The following is a 21763-nucleotide window of genomic DNA, read 5'->3' as shown; positions in this document are numbered from 1 at the left end:
CGGAGCCCGCCATGGACTTCCCGTCGCTCTGGGCCACTTCGGCCCCCGCCGCACCAAGCTGGCCGCAGCTCGATCACAGCCTCGGCTGCGACGTGCTGGTGATCGGTGGCGGATTCCAGGGGCTTTCCGCCGCGCTGCATCTCGCCGAGGCCGGCACCGAGGTGGTGCTGCTCGAGGCACAGGAGCCCGGCTTCGGCGCTTCCGGGCGCAACGGCGGGCAGGTGATACCCGGCCTGAAGGACGATCCGGACACGCTCGACCGGCTCTGGGGCCCTGCCGCGAGCGAGTTCGCCGGACGCACAGCCGACACGCTGTTTGAACTGGTGGCGCGGCTCGGCATCGACTGTGACGCGGTGCAGGGCGGCTGGATTCAGGCCGGCAACCGTCAGGTGCATCTGCCCGGGTTGCAGGCGCGCATGGCGCAATGGCAGGCGCGCGGCGTCGCCGCCGACTGGCTCGACGCGGCAGCCATGGAGCGGGTGACTGGCGCCCGCGGCTTCGTCGGCGGCTGGCGCGATCCGCGGGCCGGTCGGGTGCACCCGCTGAAGCTGGCGCGCGGACTGGCTCAGGCGGCGGCGGCGGCGGGCGTCAAGCTCTTCGCGCACTCCAAGGTGGCCGGGCTTGCCCGAGGCGGCACGGGCTGGCAGGCCCGGCTCGACGCTGGTGCCACTGTCGAGGCAGAGAGGGTGATCCTCGCCAGCAATGTCTACACCCCGACCTCGCTCGAGCCGCAGCTGGCCCGGGCGACCGTGCCCGCGAACAGTTTCCAGATCGCCACCACCCCGCTGACCGCCGATCAACTCGCGCGCATCCTGCCCGGCGGCGAGGTGGTCTCCGAAGCGCGCCGCGTCGGCACCTATTTCCGCCTTGGCCCCGAGAACCGGTTGATGCTCGGCGGGCGCGGCAGTTTTGCCGATCCGCAGAGCGCCGCGGGGTTTGCACGGATAGAGGCGGAACTGGCGGGGCTCTTCGGGTCGGGTTTCGAGATCACCCATCGCTGGTTCGGCCGGGTCGGCATGACGCCCGATCACCGCCTCCGTCTCTGCGCCCCGGGGCCCGGTCTGCTGGCCGCCACCGGTTTCAACGGGCGGGGCGTCGCGCTCTCGATCTCCCTCGGCAAGGCCATGGCGGCGCATTTCGCGCAGGGAACGCCCCTGCCGATCCCGCCGAGCCCGAGCATTCCCTCCTTGCCCTTCCACGCGCTGCACCCGATCTACGGCGGCCTCGGCATCCACTACTACCGCTTACGTGACGCGCTGGACCGCTGAGCGGCCCCGGTGTTGGGGCCAGTTCCGGTTTGACTGCAGGACTTCTGCACTCGTACCGGCAGAGGACAAACGGCGTCCTCTCAGCCGAAGGCTTCGATCGTCAGCCCGGCACCGCGAAGATGATCCCGAAGGCTTCGCGCCATCGCCACCGCATCGCGGCCATCGCCATGCACGCAGACCGTATCGATCCGGCAGGGAACGCGCTTGCCGCTGGCCGCGATGATTGCCCCTTCGCGCAACATCTCGGCGATCCGCGGGCCGACGTCGGCAGGATCGTGCAAAACGGCCCCAGGCTCGGCGCGGGACAGCAGGGACGCGTCATCCGCATAGGCGCGGTCGGCAAAGATTTCTCCCGCCCAATCCGCCCGCAGTTCCCGGGCCACCTGCTCCATCGCGGTCTGCGGCAACACCACGAGGCACAGGTCCGGATCGACCGCCAGCGCGGCCTCGAAACAGGCGCGCGCTATCTCGGCATCCTCGGCCGCCATGTTCGACAGTGCCCCGTGCAGCTTGAGATGGCGCACCCGCCCCCCCGGCGCGCCGCGCCAGCGCCTGCGCCGCCCCCAGTTGGTAGGCAACCATCGCCGCGAGTTCTTCGGTCGTGAGCGCCATGCGACGCCGGCCGAAGCCCTGAAGATCGGCGAACTCGGGATGCGCCCCGATCCCGACCCCGCGCGCGACCGCCGCCTGCATGGTTGCCGCCATCACCTGCGGGTCGCCCGCGTGAAAGCCGCAGGCGATGTTGGCAGAGGTCACGATCTCGAGCAGCGCCGCGTCGTCGCCCATCCGCCAGGGACCGAAGCCCTCGCCCATGTCGCAATTCAGATCGATCTTCATGCCCGCTCCAGGTCGTCGCCGCATGTCACGCCGCTGACCAGCTGATAGGACAGGAGATCGCGGATGGTCGCAGGGTCGCGGACCAGCGGCGTACAGAGACCGGTCAGCCGGCGCAGGATCTCGGTCTCGGTCGGGGTCGCCGCGAGCGCCTCTTCGAGCGTCACCCGGCGCGGCTGCAGCACCACGCCCGGCGCCGCCTGCGCCACGCGCGGCAGGTCCGCCGGCAGCACGGTGCCGATCCGCGGGTAGCCGCCGACTGTCTGGCACTCGGCCATCAGGATATAGGGCACCCCGTCGCCGGTCATCTGCACGTCGCCGGGACCGATGAGGTCCGAGGCCAGACCCTTGGCATGGGCACTGGTAAAGCGCACCTCGGCCTCAAGCTGGATGCCCTGGCGGTTGCCGCGCGCCCCGCGCCGGAAGGCGGTGGCGTAGAAGTCCTCGAGCACCGCGTCGCTGAAGAGAGCGGTATGCGGCCCGTCGATCACCCGGACCGTGCCACCATCGAAGCGCGGCTCGGGTGCGAGCCCCTGCGCCGGGCGCGCGGGGTCGGGATCTTCGGTGATCGGCACCGCATCGCCGCGCAGCAGCGCGCCGCCGATGGCAATGCTGAGATGCGCCGAACGGCTGCCGAGCCAGGGCTCGCTGGCGATGCCCCCCGCCGGGTGAGATAGCCGTAGACCCCGGCACGGGCACCGCCGATGCGCAGGATCTGACCGGGCAAGACAGGGTGGCTGGCGTTCCAGCGCAGCGGCTCGCCATCGAGTGTTGCGGTCATCGGCGCTCCGGTGAGGGCGATCCGCGTCGCCCCGGTCACCGTGAACTCACCCCCGGCGCCAGCCATTTCGAGGCCCGCCAGCGGGGCCTTTCCACCCAGCAGCGCCGCGGCCTCGAGCACGGCAAGGCGGTCCATTGCCCCGCCGCGCGACAGGCCCGCAGCGAGATGGCCGGGGCGGCCCATGTCCTGCACCGTCAGGATGCCGTCGGCGCGGATGATCTTCAGCACGGTCACCGCAGCACCTCGAGCTTTGCGCCGCCCATCGGATCGGGACTGTCGGCGAGAGCGGCGATCTCATCGGACGTCGCGCGGGCGAAGCGGATCGCGTCGCCGCCCTGTAGCGGCATCGGCGGCTGGCGCTCTGGCCGGAAGGTGCGGAAGGCGGCGCGGCCGACCTGCTGCCAGCCGGTCGCGGACTCGGCGCCGAAGAGCACGAATTGCCGCACCGCCACGACCAGCGCTCCCGCCGGCACCGACGGGTTGAGCTGCGCCATGCGCGGCAGGTTCCAAGGCTCGGGCATGAGACCGATGTAGGGCTGTCCCGGCGCGAAGCCGATGGTCAGCACCCGCAGGTCCGCCGCGCAGATCTGGGCAACCGCAGCCTCTTCGCCGAGCCCGAGAGCGCCAGCGACCTCGGCCAGCTGCGGCCCCTCGCCTGCGCCGAAGGCCACCGGGATGGTCCAACGGCGCGATGGCTCGGGCATCTCTAGCGGGCCCTGCGCGGTCTGCTGCGCGAGCGTCTCCAGCCAGGCCTTCAGTCCAGCCCGGTCCGTGAGCGCGGCGTCGAACCGCACGAACACCGAAACCAGCGCTGCGGCGATCTCGCAGACCCCCTCGGGCGCCCGGCTTTCGAGCTGGTCGGCGAGGCGCCGTGCCGCAGTCATCGCCGCGGGCTCCGGCGTCAGCGCGAAGCGGACGAGGAATGCGTCGAGGCCGGTGGCCAGCACCTCTGGACGGAGAGCGGAGGCGATGGTCATCGGGATCACCCGCTCACGGCATCGGCGATGGCCAGCAGGCGGGCATCCGCGCCCTTCACCCCGACCAGCATGGTCATCGCATAGGCCGGCACGGCCCCGGGCGTCGGCATGGCCAGGGCGCAGCCGTCCACCAGGTTGACCAGCGAAGTGTTGCGCAGCATTTCCATGTTGAGCCGGTCGAACTCGGCCTCGACCTCAGCGATGCTCGGCGGCAGGCGCATCAGCACCGGCGCGATCAGCGCGTCGACATCGGCCATCGCGGCGGCGAAGCGGGCGACCACCTCGGCACGGCGGTCATAGGCGGCGTCGATCTCGGCGGTGCTCAGGGTCTCGGCGAAGCGGATGCGCGAGAGCACCCGGGGATCGCCGATTTCGGCCAGCCGGTCCAGATCGGTGCCATAGAGGCGATGGGCCTCGACCGCGACGATGATCTTGTTGAGCGAGATGGCGGCGCCGATGTCGCTCAGGTCGACCGGCGCGAGGCTGTGTCCCATGGCGGCGAGCCGGGCCTTTTCCGCCTCGAAGAGCGCGGCGACCTCCGCCGAGAGCCCGTCGGTGAAGGCTCCCGAAGGCACCGCGAGGCGCAGCGACCCCGGCGCGGCGACGTCCAGCGCCTCGCCTGCCATCACCTCGGCGAGACGGCCGAGCAACGGCAGGTCCCGCGCCATCGGGCCGGGCACGTCGTAGGTCGGCGCCAGCGGATGCACGCCCTGCGCGTCGATCAGCCCCTGGCTCGGCTTGAAGCCCCAGATGCCGTTTGCTGCGGCGGGAATGCGCAGCGAGCCGCCGGTGTCGGTGCCGATCGCCGCATCGGTGATGCCGAGCCCGACGCAGACCGCCCCGCCCGAGCTGGAGCCCCCCCGGCATACCGCCTTGCACCAGCGCGCCCGAGGGGGTGCCGTGGTGCGGGTTGAGCCCGACGCCGGAATAAGCGAACTCTGACATCGAGCTGCGCCCGAACATCAGCGCCCCGGCGCGCTTCAGCCGGGCCACGGCGGGGGCATCGGCCCTGGCCGCGGGCCGATCCGCCAACAGCCGCGAGCCCGCGCCGGTGACCTGCCCGGCCTCGTCGAAGAGATCCTTGACCGACACCAGCGTGCCGTAGAGCGGCATCGCCTCGCCCGACGCGTGGCGGGCCAGAAGGTCCGCAGCCTCGGCGCGGATGCGCTCGGGCGAGAACTCGGTGAAGATCGCGCGCCGCTCGGCGTCGGGCAGCGCCCCGACGCGGGCTATGGCGGCCTCTACCTTGGCGGTCAGATCAACGCTCATGCGACCTCCGGCAGGGTGACCGTCTCGTATTCGTGGGTGATCTTGCGGCCGGTCGCCGGGTCGCGCATTTCCATGCGGAACCGCCCGGCAGGGCGTACACCGCCCTTGGCGCCGAAGGTGCCGCAGAGCATCGCGACCGGCCCGTCCGACGCCAGCTCGTCGATGCGGCTTCCCTCGATCAGCTCCGCCAGAGGACGGATCGAGGCGATGGTGCCCGACTGGTAGGGCACCCAGGCCCCGTCTTCCTCGATCCAGCTTTCCAGCTCGATCTCCTCGACACGGCCCGCGATTTCGTCCCAGTCCCAGAGCTCCGCCGCGCAGGGCTTGGCGCAGACCTGCTTCGACATTGCCACGGAATGGGCCTCGAGCGCGCGGTCGGTGTGGTCCGAGGCAAGGCCGAGGTAGCGCTTGCCGTCCGCGACGACGATCAGCGGCTCGACCTCGCCGGAAGAGGCGCCGCCCACGGCCTCGATCGTGTCCGCCATGGTCAGCAGCGGCGCCGAGACCCGATAGTAGAGCGGCGTCTGCGACGGTGCCGGCACACCGAGCGCGGCCAGTTCCTCGATGTGATGAGCGATGGCGGCCGCATCACGGCCGGTCCAGCCGGCGACGATGAGATGTTTCAGGGCGAGCGGAAGCTGCGCGCCGGCGGCACGGAATTCAAGGTTCATGGGATTTCCTGTCAGAGAACGGAGGGCAACCAGAGCGCCAGACCCGGCGCGGCGATGAGCAGGGCGATCATGCAGAGCATGACGAGCACATAGGGGATGACGCCGAGGATCACGTCGTTCATCGATCCTTTGGTGCGCGCGCTCTGCACGACGAAGAGATTGAGCCCGACCGGTGGCGTGATCAGCGCCATCTCGATCAGCACGATCATCAGCACCCCAAACCAGACCTTGTCATAGCCGAGCCCGGCGATGATCGGCACGATGATCGGGATCGTCGCGACCATGAGCGACAGCGTCTCGATGAAGAAGCCGAGCACGAGGTAGAGCAGCACCACCAGCAGCAGCGTGCCGAGCGGTGGAAGGCCAGTGTTCTCGAGCATCGCGGTCAGCTGCCGGCCCAGCCCTGCCGAGGTCATGGCGAAGTTGAGGAAATACGCCCCGGTGATCACCAGCATGATCATCGCCGAGATGCGGATGGTGCCCTGCAACGCCTCTCCGACGGTGCCGAGGCCCAGCCCGGTGCCCAGCGTCACCGCGATGAGCGCTGCAATCACCACGCCGATCGCGGCGGATTCCGTGGGCGTTGCCCAGCCGGCGTAGATCGAGCCGATGACCACGGTGAAGAGGATGATGATCGGCACCAGTTGCACGAGGCTACCCAGCCGTTCGGACCAGCTGAAGCTGCGTGACGGGCCGCCGAGCGCGGGGCGCGCCTTGCAGATCAACGCGGTGATGACCACGAAGGCCAGCGCCATCAACAGACCCGGAAGCAGACCCGCGGAAAAGAGCTGCGGGATCGAGGTCTCGGTGAGGAAGCCATAGACGATGAGGTTGATCGACGGCGGGATCAGGATGCCAAGCGTGCCGCCGGCAGCGATGGCGCCCGAGAACAGCTTGGGGTCGTAGTTCAGCCGGTCGGCCTGCGGCATTGCCACGGTCGCCACGGTCGCGGCGGTGGCCACCGAGGAGCCCGAGGTCGCCGAGAACATCGTCGCGGTCGCGATATTGGCATGGATCAGCCCGCCCGGGAGCCAGCTCAGCCACTTGTCCAGTGCGCCGTAGGTGCGCGCCGCGACGCCGCCCCGCACGAGGATCTCGCCCAAGAGGACAAAGAGCGGGATGGCTATGAGCGTCGAGGAGGAGGAGGAGGACCACACCACCTGCCCCAGCCCGCGCAGCAGCGGGAAGGCCGAGAAGACCTCGCCCACGCCGATGCCGAGGATGAAGAGCACGATCCCCACCGGGATCGACAGGGCCATGAGCCCGAGAAGGGAAACTGCGACAGTCCAGATCATTGTTCCAGCTCCGAGCCGATGCCGATGGCGTTGGACAGATCCGCGCGGCGTCCCTGCACGAGGTAGGCGAGGGCGATGAGGCTCAGCAGCGTGGTGCTCAGCGCGAACCAGGCCCAGCCGCTGAACCAGATGCCCTGCGGGATCCACAGCGGCGTCTCGAGCGGGGTGTTGGCGCGCGAGCCGCGCTCGAGCGTCTTCTGCAGGACCGGCCAGCAATGGTAGGCGATCAGCAGCACGACGGCGTTGGTCACGATCATCGCGAAGACGTCCATCAGCGCCTGACCGCCCGCCCCAAGACGCAGGCGGATCAGGTCGATCCGCACATGCGCGCGGTCAAGCAGGGCGCAGGCCAGCCCCCAGCTCGCAACCGCCGCCATGACGTAGCCCGAGATCTCGTCGGAGCCGCCGAGCGAGCCCCAGCCGGTCTTGCGCCCGATCACGTCGATCAGCACGAAGACCACCGTGGCCACCAGAACCGCGCCAAGAACCAGCGCGACGAGGCGGTTGGCGCGCCGCAGCGCGCCTTCCAATGTGTCGATGCGGCTCACGCGCGTCATCTCAGTTGGCGACCGGAACGGTCACGCCCACGACCTTGCCGACGCTGTCGTTCCAGCGCGTCGCCCAGTCGCCGCCGGCCCGCTCGGCCCACTCGGGAAGCACTTCGCTCTCGAGTACATCGCGCGCTGCGGTCATGTCGGCCTCGCTCGGCTCGACCAGCGTCATCGTCGCCGAGGTGCCCGCGGCGCACTCGCCCTGCCCAGTCAGGCAGGCGATGTCACTCTCGAGACCACCCTGCGCCGCCGCCCAGGCCTTGTCCTCGAGACCTTCCTTCACCGCCGCCTTGAGCTGCTCCTGCGCCTCGGGCGCGAGGCCGTCGAAACGGTCCTTGTTCATCGCGATGACCACCGGATCCCAGCCGCCGAGCGGCAGCGTCAGCAGGTGGTCGGAGACTTCCCACCAGCCGGCCGAATAGCCCGACCCCGCGCCGGTCACGGCGCAGTCGATCACCCCGCGCTGCAGCGAGCCCGGCACTTCCGAGAAGGCGATGTTGATGCCCTCGGCGCCGAGCGCCTCGAGCAGTTTTGTGGTCATCCGGCCCGAGCCGCGGACCTTCTTGCCCTTGAGGTCGGCCAGCGAGGTGACGGCGCCCTTGCAGAACACCACCTGCGGCGGATAGGGCGCGATGCCCAGCAGCTCGGCGTCGAAGCGGTCGTGCATGATGTCCTCGACCATCGGGCGCGCGGCATCGACCATCGCCTTGGCCTCGTCGGCGGTGGCGGCGACCAGCGGCACGTCGAGCCCCTCGAGTTCCGGCGCGTCACCGACGGTGTAGTCCGCCACGGTCTGGCCGATGTCGAAGACGCCGTCTCCCAGCATCCGCAGCACGTCGGCCCCGGCGATGCCCATCTGGTCGAAGCTGGTCAGCTGCGCGGTGAAGGTGTCATCCGTCATCGCCGGCAGCTCTTCGGTCCAGAACGGCGTGGTGAACTGCTTGTAGAGCGGCAGGTTGGACCAGCTGCCGACCACGGCCAGCTGCTCCTGCGCCGAAGCGGTGCTGCCGAGCAGCGCGACCGTGAGGGCGGTCATCATCGTCTTTTTCATTTGGTTTCTCCTGTTGGATAAGTTTGTTAAGTTTTTTTGTTGGCGCCTCAGCCGGGGTGGACTCCCGTGAGACACCGTTCCGCCTGGCCGGAGGGGATATCCGTCACCAGCATGTGCCCCGGCGCATGGGTGATCGCCAGCGCGGGCCGGGCGGCGTCGATGGCGGCCTGCGGCGTCACCCCGCAGGCCCAGAACACCGGGATGTCGCCGGGCCGGATATCGGGGGCATCCCCATAGTCCGGGCGGTCGATGTCGGCGATGCCGATCTGCGAAGGATCGCCCAAGTGCACCGGCGCGCCATGCGCCAGCGGGAACCGCTGGCAGATGGCAACCGCCTCGATGGCATCGGCTGCCGGCATCGGGCGCATGCTGACGACCACCGGGCCCGAGAACATCCCGGCGGCGCGGGTCGGCAGGTTGGTGCGGTACATCGGCACGTTGCGCCCGGCCAGCTGGTGGCGCACCGGGATGCCGGCGCGGGTCAGCGCATCCTCGAAGCTGAACGAGCAGCCGAGGGCAAAGGAAACCATGTCGTCGCGCCAGAGATCGGCGATATCGGTTGGCTCGGCGACCAGCGTGCCGTCCCGCCACAGCCGGTAGCGCGGCACGTCGTGGCGCAGATCAATGTCGCCCAGCGTCGGCAGGGCAGGGTTGCCCGGCTCGCCCACGGCCAGCAGCGGACAGGGCCTCGGGTTGGCCTGGCAGAAGCGCAGGAAATCCTGCGCGTCGGCCTGCGGCAGGATCACCAGATTGGCCTGGAGCGCGTCACCGCCCTGCCCCGCGGTCGGGCCGTCGAACCGGCCGGCGCGGATTTCCGCGCGAAGCGCCTTGGGGTCGGAAAGTGTACTGCGGGTGTCGATCATCGAAATCCTCCGGTTGACGCAAGGATTCCGCAGAACGACCGATTAGATCAACAGTTCAGTTGTTGCCATTATTGATCTATAAATGAGATCAATTCCCGCCGGCCTCCACCGCAGCCCGGGTCACGGCTCTGCCGATTTCCTCGTTTCTTTCAGGATCATAGCAGATCGCGAACTCCAGAGGCCGCAAGGTGGCCTCGGCCAGGGTCTCGATTTCGCGCAGGCTGGTCTGCGGCCAGGCGGCAACGATGGAGTGGGGAATCGTGCCGATGCCGAATCCCTGCTGGACGAGGTGCAAAACGGTCGCGAGCGAGGCCGAGCCATGCACGGTCGCGGGCCGCCGCCGTCCCGAGGTGAGCAGGTCGAGCACCTGCCGGTGCGGGATCGTAGTCTTGGGAAACGAGACGATCGGCAGCGCCACCAGGTCGTCGATCGCCGCCGGGCTGGGCAAGGTGAAATGCTCTGGCGAGACGAACCAGCCCATGCTCTCGGGCGGCAACGGCGTCAGCGCGATGCCGCGGGGCGCCTGGTCGCGCAGCAGGATGGCCACGTCGAGCGAGTCCTCCTTCAGCGCCTGCCCCATCTGGTCCGAGGTGTCGACCGAGATCTCGAAGCGCAGCATCGGGTGGCGGCTGCGCAGGGTGGTCAGCATCCGCGGCAGGATGGTGTGGGTCATCGTCTCGGCCACGCCGAGCCGCACGACGCCCGCCATCACCCCCTGCGTGAGCTCTTCGAGGATGCGGTCGCGCTGCGCGATGAGCACCTCGGCCTCGTCGCAGAGCCGCCGTCCGGCCGCGCTCAGCCGCACACCGCGGCCGTCGCGCTCGAAGATGGTGATGCCCATGCGGTCCTCGAGGTGGCGGATCCGCCGCGAGATCGCCGACTGGGCGAGTCCGGTGGCATCCGAGGCGGCGCGAAAGCCGCCATAACGCACCACGGAGCGGATGATCTCGATGTCTTTGAAGCCGAACATGGCGGGATCGTAATGCCCGGCGGGAACAGGCTGTCAAGCGATTGCTCCCTCACCGATGATCCGACAGCTTTCCCCGCAACGGGGCGAACTGTTCGCTGTAGCGCGACCAGCAGATCGGCCCTCCTACCTTCAGGACCGCAGAGGGTCGCGCGCTTAGTGGCCTCGATGCGCCCCTGTTTCTATGCCGAGCATTCGCGTGCCGGTCTTCGAGTTGACCACCGCCGGAGCGGTCCGTGCCGCCAAGGGTGATGCCGATGCGCTGGTTATTGGTCTCGGCGAGGGGGATCAGGGCGCCGCCACAGAGATTTGAGCGCTGCGTGACCTTTGTGAACGCCGTATCCAGAAGCGTCAGCTCCTGCTTCGCCACCTGTCCTTGCTGACGGTCAGTCGCGGCATCGGCTGGCGTGTCCCGGGCGGTGGGAAGAACTTGCCGATGACATGCTGCTTCAGGCGCAACAGGAAGCCGAAGGGATCGATGGCCCCGTCATGCAGATAGGCTTGGCCTTGGGTGATCTCGCGGGTGGCGTCGGGCACCGGCTGGGTCACATCCCCGGGCGGCTTGCGCGGTCGTGCGGACTTGGAAAATCCACTGCCCCACATTCTACGCCCCGTCCCGATCGGTGATCTCGGCAGTCCCGGCATCGGGGAACCTCAGGTTGCGCCACTTGATCCAGACGTGGATCGGAATGCCTGCCATCAAGAGCAGAACGCCGTAGAAGACCGTGTCCTGCCCGGAGCCCCACAAGGCCCAGACCGAATAGAAGAAGCCCAGCAGTCCAAGGCAGGCCGGCTTCATGAGCCCCCCCCCGCTCCAGTGGCGCACCCACACCCTTGAGCCGGATGAGGAGCTCGGCCAGAGCGCAGAGGGCGTAGGGCAGAAGGCTCGACATCACCGCCAGCAGGATGATTGTGTTGAAGGTCTCCACCAGCCCGTTGGCGAGGTTGATCACCACCAGAACCGAGGCCAGAAGGTTTGAGAGGACCAGGGCGTTGGCGGGCGTCCCGTAGCTGCTGATGACCCCCAGCGCCGGAGGAAAGACGCGATCCATTGCCGCGCCGTAGGGCACCTGTCCGGAGAGGAGCGTGAAGCCGTTCAGAGTGCCGAACGTTGCGATCACCGCGCCCACGGCAACCGCGGTCGCTCCCCCCGCCCCCCAAATCACCATGGCGACATCCGCCAGCGGCGATGCCGAGGTCGCAAGCTCCGCCGAGGGCACGATACCGATCGCAACCCCCGTGACGGCGATATAGATCACCGCGGCGATGAGCACGCCAAGAAGGGTCGCCTTGGGGATCGTGCGGGTCGGATCGACCACGTCGCCCGCGGGAACCGTCGCGGACTCGAGCCCGAGATAGGCCCAGAGCGTCAGCGAGGCCGTCGCGGTGATGGCCGAGAAACTCCCCTGGCCGCTCTGGTTGAAGGGGGTCAGAAGCGTCGGGTCGACCTGGAAGATCCCGAAGAGCGCGATGGCGGCCAGAGGAACCAACTTGGCGACGGTGGTCACCGTCTGGATGAGCCCCGCCCCCGCCACACCGCGCACATTGACAAGGGTCAGCGTCCAGATCGCGAGCAGCGCCACGGCGACGGTATAGACATGCGACTCCGCAACCACAGGGAAAAGAAATCCCAGGTAGCCGACCAGCGCGACGGCCACCGCCGCATTCCCGGTCCAGAGCGCGATCCAATAACCCCAGGCGATGAGAAAGCCGGTGAATTCGCCATAGGCCTCGGCGGTATAGGCGTAGGGACCACCGGTCCTCGGCACCAGCATCGCGAGCCGGCCGAACAGGATCGCCAGAAGCAGCGCCCCGACCGAGGTGACTCCCCAACCCAGGAGCGAAATCGGTCCGAAGGTACCCAGCGAGGCCGGCAACAGGAAGATGCCGGACCCCACCATATTGCCCACCACCAGGGCGGTGCAGGCAGTCAGGCCAAGAGCGGGTTTTGTCGTCCGGGTGCTTTGCGGCATGATCGGGCCCCACCCTATCCGTCGGCCGTCGATACCGTCGCGGCAGGGATCGCCAGCGACCCTTCCCTGTCCGGTATGTTCGCAGACAGGCAGGTAGACACCTCAGGATCGCGAAGGTCACCGGCGACGGATAGACGCCGGATGTCGAAAGCCGGGGAGAAACGGATCGCCTGCAAGGCTAAGACCCCTATTTCAATGTATTTTTCTACAATGCCGTCAGTGCAAGCCTAGCGACAAGAAATCAGGATTCGCAACGGGTTTCCCGATGCCTCAGCCCGATCTCGCCGGAAAGGCGACCCGCGCGCCAATTCTTGCCGACGGGCCCCCTCATGCGAGGCGCAAAGACACAACCGATGCCGCGCCCTCGGGCCCGCTCTGAATACGGGGATTGCTTTTCCGATCTCCACCGGCGGAAGCCGCATTGTGCCGGGTTCCGCTTTAACTCAACCATTTGGCGATCCTTTAACCCGGGGCGACACGCCCCAGGTCAATCGCGTTGCCTTCGCCGCCACCCAGCAGTCACGACAGGGCCGGTAGCTCAGCCATCAAGGGCAAGACGACCCGCATGCACAGGATCGAGGCAGACGGCCAGAAATTTTCTGACTTTCAAAACATTCATGTTTGTTTTGAAAGTAACGCATGCATACTGCGAGAAGGACTTGAGGATTCTGATGACCGAGAAGCCGAAGGACAGCGCCACGATTTCGCCCCCCCCGCAAAGCCGCGGGGCAGAAACGGACGCAGGCCCAGCGGACGGAAGAGACCACCACCGCCCTGTTCGAGGCCACGATGGAGCTGATGCTTTCGGACGGGCTGTCGCGGATGACGACCCAGGCCATCGCGAAGAAAGCCGGCGTCTCGCGCGGAGCACTGACCCACCATTTCCAATCGCGCGAGGAATTGATCGCGGAGGCGATCCACCACCACCTGACAGCGCTGAACCAGAAGCTGCTCGCCTTCGCCGAGACGATGCAGGAAAACGAGACCGAGGTCGGCGCGATCGCGGATTACCTGTGGAAGATGATGTCGGGCGGCGTCTTCTACGTGACCCTCGAATACCTGCCGGAGGTGCGCCACAACGAGTCCCTCAAGGCCCGTCTCGTCCCGGTGACCAAGGAGTTCCACAACGGGCTCGAGGCCATCTGGAGTCATCTGGCCAGAAAGACCTCCTGCGACGCGAAACAGGCCTCGGTCATCCTGAACATGACGATGTGTCTTTATCGGGGAATGATCGCCCAGACCATCCTGCGCGACGACCCGGCCTACTATCGGGACATGCTGGCCCAATGGAAGCAGATCCTTCCGATGCTGCTTCAGCGCGACACGGCAGCGGTTCCCCCCTCTCCATCCAGTTGAAAGCGAGACTTGAATGACCGATGTGCTGATCCGGAATGCGCGGATTGTCGATGGAACCTCTGATCGGGCCGCAGACGCCGTCTGCCTGCGGATCGCAGACGGCGTGGTTCAGGAGGTCGGCCCGGATCTCTCTGCCGGCGACGCGCGGGTGATCGATGCCAGCGGGCGGTTCGTGATGCCCGGCCTGACCGATGCCCATGTCCACGTGAATGCGGCCGATGCGGATCTCAAGGCCAACGCGGCGCTGCCCGATGCCGTCGTCATGGTGCGCTCGATCAACCTGATGAACGCCATGCTCCTGCGCGGCTTCACGACGGTGCGGGACCTGGGCGGCGCCACCGGGGTGCTGCGGGCGGCGGCCGGCTACTCGCCGATCCCGGTGCCGCGGCTGAACATCTCGGGCAAGGCGCTGTCGCAGACTGGCGGCCATTGCGACCAGCGCGGGGTCTTCGATGAAAGCGCGATGCCTCGGGACAATGTCCCGCTGGGCGCCATGGGCATCATCTGCGACGGGATCCCCGCGGTCCAGCGCGCGGCCCGGGCGCAGATCAAGGGCGGCGCCGACTTCATCAAGATCATGGCGAACGGCGGCGTGTCCTCGCCCACCGATCCGATCCATTTCCTGCAGTACTCGCGCGCCGAGATCCGCGCAATCGTCGAGGAGGCCGAGAACGCCGGGACCTATGTCGCGGGCCATCTCTATACCGACGCGGCAATCGCCCGCGCGGTCGAGTGCGGTGTGCATTCGCTTGAGCATTGCAACCTGATCACCCCCGAGACCGCGCGCCGCGCTGCCGAGGCGGGCTGCATCGCCTGCCCCACGCTCATCACCTATGACAAGCTCTCCAACGAGGGCGCCGCGATGGGGCTGCCCGCCGCCTCTGTGGCCAAGGTCGACGACGTGCGCCTTGCCGGAATGCAGTCGCTCGCGATCATGGCCGAGGCGGGTCTGCCGATGGCCTATGGCAGCGACCTGCTCGGCGGCATGCAGAAGCACCAGTCGGGCGAATTCGAGCTGCGCGGCCGGGTGCTTCCGGCGCAGCAGGTCATCGCCTCGGCCACCGTAATCGCCGCGCGCCTTCTGCGCATGGAAGGCAAAATCGGCACGCTCGCCCCGGGGGCCTTTGGCGACGTCGTCATCGTCGATGGCAACCCGCTCGAGGATCTTTCGGTGCTCTCGGGCCAGGGCGACCGGATCTCGACGATCCTCAAGGGCGGCGAGGTGATCAAGGGCTGAAGCACGGCCTAGCCCCAAACAACAAATTGCATATTAATTGTGCAATATCAGATAGTTGCGGAGTATATATACAGTAATCCGCAAGACGGAAAGGATACCGGACCAAGGATTGGACGGGCTACAGGGAAGCCCTCTAGCATCTGACGAAACGACAATCCGGGACCTCGGTCCCGGGCTGTCCCGCGTAGGACCGAGGGAGACTTCCATGACCACTGGCGCGCGCCAGATCCTCTTCAAGAACGTCCGTCTGCTCGACCCCGAGCAGGACGAGCTCCGCGAGGGGCTGTGTCTGCTGGTCGAGGGCGAGCGGATCCGCGAAATCGGCGAAACCGTCACCTCTAGGCAGGCGGAAGTCATCGATTGCGGCGGCCGGGTTCTGATGCCCGGCCTGATCGACAGCCACGTCCATGTGGTCCTGAACGAGGTCTTTCTTCCGAAACTCGAGAGCCAGCCGCTGACCTTGATGACCGCCCATGCGATGGTCGAGATGAAGGCCATGCTTGGACGGGGCTTCACCTCGGTGCGCGACACCGGCGGCGCGGACTGGGGTCTGCGCAAGGCCGTCGAAGACGGACATATCGAGGGGCCCCGTCTCTTCGTGGCAGGCCGCGCCATCGGCCCGACCGGCGGTCACAGCGACAGCCGCCGCCGCACCGACACCGGCTTCAGCTGCGGCTGCTGCGATGCCATGGCATTTACCCTCTCGCTGGCGGATGGCGTGCCGGAAGTGCGCCGGGCCGTGCGCGAAGAGATGCGTCAGGGGTGCGATCACATCAAGATCATGATGTCGGGTGGTGTGGCCTCGCCCTACGATCCGCTCGACAGCCTGCAGTTCTCGATGCCCGAGGTGCGCGCTGCCGTCGAGGAGGCCGAGGCCTTTGGCCGGTATGTCTGCGCCCATGCCTATTCGGCAGAGGCGATCCTGCGCGCTGCGGAAGGCGGCGTCCGCACCATCGAGCATGGCAATCTCATCAACGACGAGGCCGCGGCGAAGATGGCGGAAAAGGGCATGTTCCTCGTCGCCAACCTCATCGCCTACACCGCGATGAAAGAGCGCGCCGCCGAATTTGGCATGAGCAGCGACATGCTCGAGAAGAACGACGTGGTGATCGAGGGCGGGTTGCGCTCGCTCGAGATCTGCAAGCGCGCCGGGGTGCCCGTGGCCTTCGGCAGCGACCTCTTGGGCCAACTGCGCAGCGAGCAGAGCCGGGAGTTCCGCATCCGTGCGCAGGTTCTCTCGCCCATCGAGATCATCCGCTCGGCCACGCTGGTCGGCGCGCGGCTCCTGCGCCGCGAGGGCGAACTTGGCTGCCTGCGGCCGGGCGCCATGGCCGATCTCATTCTGCTCGACGGCAACCCGCTCGGCGATCTCGGTCTCTTCGAGGGTCAGGGCCGGCATATGCCGATGGTGATGAAGGCCGGACGCTTCCACCGGATGGCCCTGCAATGACCGGAGCGACGAATTCCAAGAGCGGAGACCGCAGATGACCGCCCCCATCCTTTTTCGCAATCTCAAGCTGCTCGATCCCGCGTTCGACGAGCCGCGAGAGGGCTATGAGGTCGTCGTCGAAGGCGACCGCATCCGCGAGGTCTCCGACACCCCGGTCACCCTGAAAGACGCCGAGATCATCGACTGCGGTGGCCGCGTCCTGATGCCGGGCCTGATCGACTGCCACGTCCACTCGATGCACTCCGAGGTCTATACCCGCAAGCTCGAAGACATCCCCCTGACCCTGGCCGCGGCCCGCGCCGCCGGACGTCTCAGGGGGATGATCGATCGCGGTTTCACGACGGTGCGCGACGCCGGCGGCACCGACTGGGGGATGAAGACCGCAGTGGAACAGGGGCTGATCCCCGGTCCGCGCCTGTTCATCGCTGGCCGCTCGATCGGACCGACAGGCGGGCACAGCGACGGTCGCCCACGCACCTCCGACGGTTGGAACTGCCCCTGCTGCAACGGCTTTGCCTTCCTGCGCGTCGTCGTCGATGGCGAAGACGCGCTGCGCAAGGCGGTGCGCGAGCAGATGCGTCAAGGCTCCGACCACGTGAAGATCATGGTGTCGGGCGGCGTCGCCTCGCCGCATGACCCGCTCGACAGCCTGCAATTCTCGCTGGGCGAGATCGAGACTGCGGTCGAGGAGGCCGAGAACTTCGGGCGCTACGTGCTCGCCCATGCCTATTCCGCCGAAGCCATCACCCGCGCCGTCACCGCCGGGGTCCGCACCATCGAGCACGGCAACCTGATCGACGCCCCGGCTGCGAAGCTGATGGCTGAGCGCGGTGCCTACATGGTGCCGAACCTCGTGGCCTATGTGGCGATGAAGGAACGCGCCGCGGGCTACGGCATGCCCGCCGACATGCTCGCCAAGAACGAGGTCGTCCTCGAAGGCGGCTACCGCTCGCTGGAGCTCTGCCGCGAGGCCGGGGTCAAGGTCGCCTACGGCACGGATCTGCTCGGCGAGTTGATCGAGGACCAGAGCCGCGAGTTCTCGATCCGGGCCGAGGTCATGCCGCCCATCGAAGTGATCCGCGCCGCCACGACTATCGGGGCCGAGGTGATCCGCCGCCCCGGCCAGCTTGGTACCGTCGCGCCGGGGGCCTGGGCCGACCTGCTGCTGGTCGACGGCGATCCGACCCGGGACATCACCCTGCTCGAGGGTCAGGGTCGCCACATGCCGGCGATCATGAAGGGCGGAGCCTTCCACAAAATGCATCTGGGAAGGGCCGCCTGATGACCGCACTCTCCCGACGCCATCTCGGCCGCTGGACGCTGAACGCGGCAGCCATGCTGTCCTTCCTCTACCTGTCGATTCCACTGATCTTCGTGACCTGGCTGTCCTTCTACCGGCAGGAAATTCCGTCGTATCCGCCCGAGGGATACTCGTTGCGCTGGTATTCCGCGGCGATAGCCAACGAGAGGTTCATCGATGCCTTTGCCACCTCCGCCAAGGTCGGCATCCTTGCCACGATCATCGGCCTGGCCGTGGCGCTTCCGGCGGCCCTCGCATTGAACCGCTACCGGTTCTTCGGCCATGCCGCGCTTGGCAACCTGCTGCTGATGCCGCTGATCGTTCCAGGGATCGTGCTGGGCTTTGCGCTCTACGTCTTCCAGGTCGAGACCGAGATCGCCACGGGCCTGCCGATCATGGGCAGTTTCTGGGGGCTGGTCTTCGGCCACGTGCTTCTGGTGATCCCCTGGACCGTGCGCCTGATCCTTGCCAGCCTCGCAGGCTTCGACCGCACGTTGGAAGAGGCGGCGATGAATCTGGGGGCCGGGCGGATGACGACCTTCCGCCGGGTGACCATGCCCTCGATCCTGCCGGGGATCGTCGCGGGCGCCCTCTTCGGCTTCGTCTCCTCCTTCGGGAACCTCGAGATGAGCCTCTTCCTGGTCGCGCCGGGCGAGACGACCTTGCCCATCGCCATCCTGCAGTACCTGCAATGGCGGATCGACCCGACCATCGCAGCGATCTCGGTGCTGCAGATCCTGATCATCGCGGTGGCACTTCTGGTGACCGATCGTTTCGTGAAACTGAGCCGGGTGGTATAATGGCTGGACTACAACTTCATGGGCTGACCAAGCGGTACGGCGACTTTCACGCAACGCAGAATGTCGAACTGGAGGTGAAGGAAGGCGAATTCCTGGTGCTTCTCGGGCCGTCTGGCTGCGGCAAGACGACCACCCTGCGGATGATCGCGGGTTTCGTCGATCCAACCGAAGGAAGCATCCGCATCGGCGGCAAGGATGTCACCACGCTGCCGCCGTGGAAGCGGAACACCGGGCTGGTGTTCCAGAACTACGCGCTCTTCCCGCATATGACCGTGGCGCAGAACGTCGCCTTCGGGCTGGAAATGCGCGGCATTGCCAAGCGCGAGATCGCCCCCAGGGTGCAGGACGCGCTGGAGTTGGTGCAGCTCGGCCATCTGGCCGACCGTTACCCTCGGCAGATGTCGGGTGGCCAGCAGCAGCGCGTCGCGCTTGCGCGGGCGCTGGTGTTCCGCCCCGACGTGCTGCTCCTCGACGAGCCGCTCTCCAACCTCGATGCCAAGCTACGCCACGAGGTGCGCATCGAGATCCGCGCGCTGCAGCAACGCCTCGGCATCACAGCGGTCATGGTCACCCACGACCAGGAAGAGGCGCTGACCATGGCCGACCGGCTGGTGGTGATGAGCGATGGCCAGGTGCGCCAGGTCGGCAGCCAGCGCGATCTCTATGAGCGCCCGGCCAGCCGCTTCGTGGCCGGATTTGTCGGCCGCTCGAGCTTCCTCGAGGGAGAGATCCGCGATGGCCGCTTCACCACCCCTGGCGGGCTCACGCTGCCCTGCGACAAGCCGATACGTGGCCCCGCCGTCATCGCCCTGCGCCCCGAACGCATGACCGTCGCCGCGCAACCTCATCCCGGCAGCGTGCCGGGCGAGGTCGAATTCGTCTCCTACATGGGCGGCCTCATCGACCTGCACCTGCGCCTCAGCCCGACCGACCTGGTCGTAGCGCAGGTCAGCAACCGCGAAGGCAGCCTGATCCCCGAACTTGGTGACACCGTGCACGTCAGCTGGCCCGATGCCACCGCATTCCCCGCAAGCGATCCACACGCGCGCGGGCATTGACCCCACCGCCCCGGAGAAGGGCGGCCCTGGCCCGAACGGCCCCAACAGTTGGAGACTATGATGACGAAGAAGACCCCTTCCCTTTGCTTGAATCGCCGCCACCTGATGATGGGCATGGCTGCCGGGGCCGCGAGCCTTGCAGCGCCCTCGATTTCCCGCGCCGCGGGCGGTCGCGTGGTCGTCGGCACCTGGGGCGGCGATTACGGCCGCCTGCTGAACGAGAACATCGAACAGCCCTTCCTGATCTCGAACGGCTGGGAGGTGATCCAGGACCAGTCCGGTGACCCCGAGCGCCGCGCCAAGATGGCCGCCGAACGCCGCCTGCCCCGCGGTTCCACCGACATCCAGGGTCTGACCGGCGTCAACATGTACCTCGTGTACGAACAGGGGCTGACCGAGACCGTCGACTACTCGAAGCTGAAGAACGGCGGCAATCTCCTGCCGGCGATGAAGCACGACTTCGGCGTGGGACACATCTACTCGGGCATGGTCGCCGTATATAATCCGGACATGGTCGAGGCGCCCAAGTCCTTTGCCGATGTCTTCGACCCCAAGTGGGGCGACAAGATGGGCATCATCGACATCCAGTACCAGTACACCATGCTGGCCGCGGCGCTTGCTGCCGGTGGCGGCATGTCGGATGTCGAGCCCGGCAAGCCCCTGCTGACGGCGGCCCGCGCCGCCGGTGCCCGCATCTACCCGACCAACGAGGCCTTCGCACAGGGCCTGTCGAACGGCGAAATCGGCATCGGCGTCATGTGGAAGGCCCGCGTGGTCCAGTGGCAGAACGCCGGGATCCCGGTTCAATCGATTGCCCCCACCGAAGGCGCCATCGCCTATGAATCCGGCTTCGTGATCCCCAAGAACGCGCCGAACATGGAGGGCTCCTACGCCTATCTCGACGCCATGCTCGAGCCCGCGGCGCAGGAAGCCTTTGCAGAGGACATGGGCTACAACCCGACGATCACCAACGCCAGCGTTCCGGGCGATCTGCAAAAGAAGATCGGCTTCAGCGAGGAAGAGGTCGCGAACCTCAAGTCGCCCGACTACGGCTACATCCTCGAGAATGACGCCGAGATGAAGGGTTGGTGGGACAAGGATTTCAAGGCCTGACCCATGAGACTGCCCGCCGGGTCCGCCAGGGCCCGGCGGCTTCACGCTCCTATCGAGGAAGACCGATGTCCAGCATCACGCTGACCGAACGCCGCAAGCTGCGGGCCCAGGGCCTGACCGCCTCCGGGCTGATCGGCCCCGCCACCCTGATCGTCGCCCTCGGAGTGCTGGGGCCGCTCCTGCTGCTGGCGCGCTACAGCCTGAATCTCTACGATCCGCGGGAGCTGATGATCTCGGCCTTCTCCGCGCAGAACTACATCGAGTTCTTCTCGGACACCTACTATCTGTCCACCTTCTGGACCACGATCCGCATCTCGCTGTTCTGCACGGTGATCTGCATCGTTCTCGGATTTCCACTGGCCTACGTGCTGGCGCGCACCCAGTCGCGCTACAAGAACCTGATGATCATCGGCGTGGTCATTCCGCTTTTCGTCGGCAACGCCGTGCGCGCCGCCGGATGGATGACATTGCTCGGCAGCCGCGGCTTCCTGTCGGTCTGGCTGATGCGCCTCGGGATCACCGACGAACCGGTCGAGATCATGTACTCCGAGACCGCGGTCATCCTCGGCATCGTCGCGGTGAACCTGCCCTACATGGTGCTCACGCTGCAGAGCGTCATCGAGAGCATCGGGCGGCACATCGAAGAGGCCGCCTTCTCGCTCGGCGCCGCGCCGATGGTCATGTTCCGCCGGGTGCTCTGGCCGCTGGCCCTGCCCGGCACCACCGCCGGCGTGATCCTTACCTTCATCCTGGCGATGAACGCCTATGCCACGCCGGTGCTGCTGGGCGGGCCGGAATTCCGCATGATGTCACCGATGATCTACAACCAGTTCCAGCTCAACAACTGGCCCTTCTCGGCCGCCGTCGCCTTCGTGTTGATGGCCAGCACCCTGGTGCTGACGGTCCTCGCCGGGATCATGACCCGCCAGAAGTTTCGCGACTAGGAGAG

General features: G+C 67.3%; 20 protein-coding genes and 3 pseudogenes. 10 read left to right on the top strand and 13 right to left on the bottom strand.

Annotated elements, in window-relative coordinates; genetic code table 11:
* Nucleotides 1-11 precede the first annotated feature (11 nt).
* Nucleotides 12-1268 carry an NAD(P)/FAD-dependent oxidoreductase gene (locus CLG85_RS00890; RefSeq protein WP_260348233.1) on the top strand — a complete coding sequence of 419 codons (1257 nt, stop codon included), beginning with the start codon at nt 12-14 and terminating at the stop codon, nt 1266-1268.
* 80 nt (nt 1269-1348) lie between these two features.
* On the opposite strand, the pseudogene CLG85_RS00885 reads toward CLG85_RS00890, so the two are convergent.
* From CLG85_RS00885 to CLG85_RS00840, 11 genes and pseudogenes are all read right to left on the bottom strand, one after another.
* Nucleotides 1349-2105: pseudogene (locus CLG85_RS00885) on the bottom strand (LamB/YcsF family protein).
* Nucleotides 2102-3018 (bottom strand): annotated as a pseudogene (locus tag CLG85_RS27285) (5-oxoprolinase subunit C family protein). The pseudogenes CLG85_RS00885 and CLG85_RS27285 overlap by 4 nt, the downstream one beginning before the upstream one ends.
* 95 nt (nt 3019-3113) lie before the next feature.
* Nucleotides 3114-3860, bottom strand: a complete 747-nt coding sequence (locus CLG85_RS00875) for a 5-oxoprolinase subunit B family protein (protein WP_095884518.1) — start codon at nt 3858-3860, stop codon at nt 3114-3116.
* A gap of 5 nt (nt 3861-3865) precedes the next feature.
* Entirely contained in the window at nt 3866-4789 is a 924-nt protein-coding gene (locus tag CLG85_RS00870; protein WP_260348292.1) for an amidase, read from the bottom strand.
* A 4-nt stretch (nt 4790-4793) separates the two neighbouring features.
* A pseudogene (locus tag CLG85_RS27605) lies at nt 4794-5129 on the bottom strand (amidase family protein); the annotation flags it as partial.
* A complete protein-coding gene (locus CLG85_RS00865) occupies nt 5126-5800 on the bottom strand; it encodes a DUF2848 domain-containing protein (RefSeq protein ID WP_095882930.1) in 675 nt (224 codons plus the stop codon). The pseudogene CLG85_RS27605 and the gene CLG85_RS00865, both read right to left, overlap by 4 nt.
* A gap of 11 nt (nt 5801-5811) precedes the next feature.
* Complete coding sequence (locus tag CLG85_RS00860; RefSeq protein ID WP_095882929.1) at nt 5812-7095, bottom strand: TRAP transporter large permease; 1284 nt, start codon at nt 7093-7095, stop codon at nt 5812-5814.
* A complete protein-coding gene (locus CLG85_RS00855) occupies nt 7092-7652 on the bottom strand; it encodes a TRAP transporter small permease subunit (protein ID WP_235865434.1) in 561 nt (186 codons plus the stop codon). The genes CLG85_RS00860 and CLG85_RS00855 overlap by 4 nt, the downstream gene beginning before the upstream one ends.
* A gap of 1 nt (nt 7653) precedes the next feature.
* The gene (locus CLG85_RS00850) at nt 7654-8697 is read right to left on the bottom strand and encodes a TRAP transporter substrate-binding protein (protein ID WP_095882928.1); all 1044 of its coding nucleotides are present in this window, start codon (nt 8695-8697) and stop codon (nt 7654-7656) included.
* Nucleotides 8698-8744: 47 nt separating this feature from the next.
* Complete coding sequence (locus CLG85_RS00845) at nt 8745-9560, bottom strand: putative hydro-lyase (RefSeq protein ID WP_095882927.1); 816 nt, start codon at nt 9558-9560, stop codon at nt 8745-8747.
* 88 nt (nt 9561-9648) lie between these two features.
* Complete coding sequence (locus CLG85_RS00840) at nt 9649-10530, bottom strand: LysR family transcriptional regulator (protein WP_095882926.1); 882 nt, start codon at nt 10528-10530, stop codon at nt 9649-9651.
* 181 nt (nt 10531-10711) lie between these two features.
* Here CLG85_RS00840 and CLG85_RS00835 point away from each other — a divergent pair, with 181 nt between their 5' ends.
* Nucleotides 10712-10840 carry a hypothetical protein gene (locus CLG85_RS00835; RefSeq protein WP_260348227.1) on the top strand — a complete coding sequence of 43 codons (129 nt, stop codon included), beginning with the start codon at nt 10712-10714 and terminating at the stop codon, nt 10838-10840.
* 38 nt (nt 10841-10878) lie between these two features.
* Here the strand turns inward: CLG85_RS00835 and CLG85_RS00830 are convergent, their stop codons facing one another.
* Nucleotides 10879-11064 carry a hypothetical protein gene (locus tag CLG85_RS00830; protein ID WP_260348225.1) on the bottom strand — a complete coding sequence of 62 codons (186 nt, stop codon included), beginning with the start codon at nt 11062-11064 and terminating at the stop codon, nt 10879-10881.
* Between the two features lie 8 nt (nt 11065-11072).
* Entirely contained in the window at nt 11073-12500 is a 1428-nt protein-coding gene (locus CLG85_RS00825) for an amino acid permease (protein WP_260348223.1), read from the bottom strand.
* 789 nt (nt 12501-13289) lie between these two features.
* Here CLG85_RS00825 and CLG85_RS00820 point away from each other — a divergent pair.
* The 8 genes from CLG85_RS00820 (at nt 13290) to CLG85_RS00785 (ending at nt 21758) form a co-directional block, all read left to right on the top strand.
* On the top strand, nt 13290-13856 hold the full coding sequence (locus CLG85_RS00820) for a TetR/AcrR family transcriptional regulator (RefSeq protein ID WP_260348221.1): 567 nt from the start codon (nt 13290-13292) through the stop codon (nt 13854-13856).
* A 13-nt stretch (nt 13857-13869) separates the two neighbouring features.
* A complete protein-coding gene (locus CLG85_RS00815; RefSeq protein WP_095882922.1) occupies nt 13870-15093 on the top strand; it encodes a metal-dependent hydrolase family protein in 1224 nt (407 codons plus the stop codon).
* 205 nt (nt 15094-15298) lie between these two features.
* Nucleotides 15299-16543, top strand: a complete 1245-nt coding sequence (locus tag CLG85_RS00810) for a metal-dependent hydrolase family protein (RefSeq protein WP_095882921.1) — start codon at nt 15299-15301, stop codon at nt 16541-16543.
* Nucleotides 16544-16577: 34 nt separating this feature from the next.
* Nucleotides 16578-17825, top strand: a complete 1248-nt coding sequence (locus tag CLG85_RS00805) for a metal-dependent hydrolase family protein (protein WP_095882920.1) — start codon at nt 16578-16580, stop codon at nt 17823-17825.
* On the top strand, nt 17825-18643 hold the full coding sequence (locus tag CLG85_RS00800; protein ID WP_176476632.1) for an ABC transporter permease: 819 nt from the start codon (nt 17825-17827) through the stop codon (nt 18641-18643). Before CLG85_RS00805 ends, CLG85_RS00800 begins: the two co-directional genes overlap by 1 nt.
* On the top strand, nt 18643-19701 hold the full coding sequence (locus tag CLG85_RS00795; protein WP_095882919.1) for an ABC transporter ATP-binding protein: 1059 nt from the start codon (nt 18643-18645) through the stop codon (nt 19699-19701). The genes CLG85_RS00800 and CLG85_RS00795 overlap by 1 nt, the downstream gene beginning before the upstream one ends.
* 60 nt (nt 19702-19761) lie before the next feature.
* Nucleotides 19762-20814, top strand: coding sequence for an extracellular solute-binding protein (locus CLG85_RS00790; RefSeq protein WP_217989780.1), 1053 nt, complete (start codon nt 19762-19764; stop codon nt 20812-20814).
* Between the two features lie 65 nt (nt 20815-20879).
* Nucleotides 20880-21758 (top strand): ABC transporter permease, encoded by an 879-nt coding sequence (locus tag CLG85_RS00785; protein ID WP_095882917.1) that lies wholly within the window; start codon nt 20880-20882, stop codon nt 21756-21758.
* Nucleotides 21759-21763 lie beyond the last annotated feature (5 nt).

Source organism: Alloyangia mangrovi (assembly GCF_002300555.2).
In the GTDB taxonomy this organism is placed as follows: Bacteria; Pseudomonadota; Alphaproteobacteria; order Rhodobacterales; family Rhodobacteraceae; genus Salipiger; species Salipiger mangrovi.
Note: the sequence above shows the minus strand (reverse complement) of the source record. Positions and strands in the feature narration are given on the sequence as shown.

Bases quoted from the DNA above. Each gene is read 5' to 3' on its own strand.
- CLG85_RS00890 (WP_260348233.1), top strand. From the start codon at position 12: ATGGACTTCCCGTCGCTCTGGGCCACTTCGGCCCCCGCCGCACCAAGC.
- CLG85_RS00875 (WP_095884518.1), bottom strand. From the start codon at position 3,860: ATGACCATCGCCTCCGCTCTCCGTCCAGAGGTGCTGGCCACCGGCCTC.
- CLG85_RS00865 (WP_095882930.1), bottom strand. From the start codon at position 5,800: ATGAACCTTGAATTCCGTGCCGCCGGCGCGCAGCTTCCGCTCGCCCTG.
- CLG85_RS00860 (WP_095882929.1), bottom strand. From the start codon at position 7,095: ATGATCTGGACTGTCGCAGTTTCCCTTCTCGGGCTCATGGCCCTGTCG.
- CLG85_RS00855 (WP_235865434.1), bottom strand. From the start codon at position 7,652: ATGACGCGCGTGAGCCGCATCGACACATTGGAAGGCGCGCTGCGGCGC.
- CLG85_RS00850 (WP_095882928.1), bottom strand. From the start codon at position 8,697: ATGAAAAAGACGATGATGACCGCCCTCACGGTCGCGCTGCTCGGCAGC.
- CLG85_RS00845 (WP_095882927.1), bottom strand. From the start codon at position 9,560: ATGATCGACACCCGCAGTACACTTTCCGACCCCAAGGCGCTTCGCGCG.
- CLG85_RS00840 (WP_095882926.1), bottom strand. From the start codon at position 10,530: ATGTTCGGCTTCAAAGACATCGAGATCATCCGCTCCGTGGTGCGTTAT.
- CLG85_RS00835 (WP_260348227.1), top strand. From the start codon at position 10,712: ATGCCGAGCATTCGCGTGCCGGTCTTCGAGTTGACCACCGCCGGAGCG.
- CLG85_RS00825 (WP_260348223.1), bottom strand. From the start codon at position 12,500: ATGCCGCAAAGCACCCGGACGACAAAACCCGCTCTTGGCCTGACTGCC.
- CLG85_RS00820 (WP_260348221.1), top strand. From the start codon at position 13,290: ATGGAGCTGATGCTTTCGGACGGGCTGTCGCGGATGACGACCCAGGCC.
- CLG85_RS00815 (WP_095882922.1), top strand. From the start codon at position 13,870: ATGACCGATGTGCTGATCCGGAATGCGCGGATTGTCGATGGAACCTCT.
- CLG85_RS00810 (WP_095882921.1), top strand. From the start codon at position 15,299: ATGACCACTGGCGCGCGCCAGATCCTCTTCAAGAACGTCCGTCTGCTC.
- CLG85_RS00805 (WP_095882920.1), top strand. From the start codon at position 16,578: ATGACCGCCCCCATCCTTTTTCGCAATCTCAAGCTGCTCGATCCCGCG.
- CLG85_RS00800 (WP_176476632.1), top strand. From the start codon at position 17,825: ATGACCGCACTCTCCCGACGCCATCTCGGCCGCTGGACGCTGAACGCG.
- CLG85_RS00795 (WP_095882919.1), top strand. From the start codon at position 18,643: ATGGCTGGACTACAACTTCATGGGCTGACCAAGCGGTACGGCGACTTT.
- CLG85_RS00790 (WP_217989780.1), top strand. From the start codon at position 19,762: ATGACGAAGAAGACCCCTTCCCTTTGCTTGAATCGCCGCCACCTGATG.
- CLG85_RS00785 (WP_095882917.1), top strand. From the start codon at position 20,880: ATGTCCAGCATCACGCTGACCGAACGCCGCAAGCTGCGGGCCCAGGGC.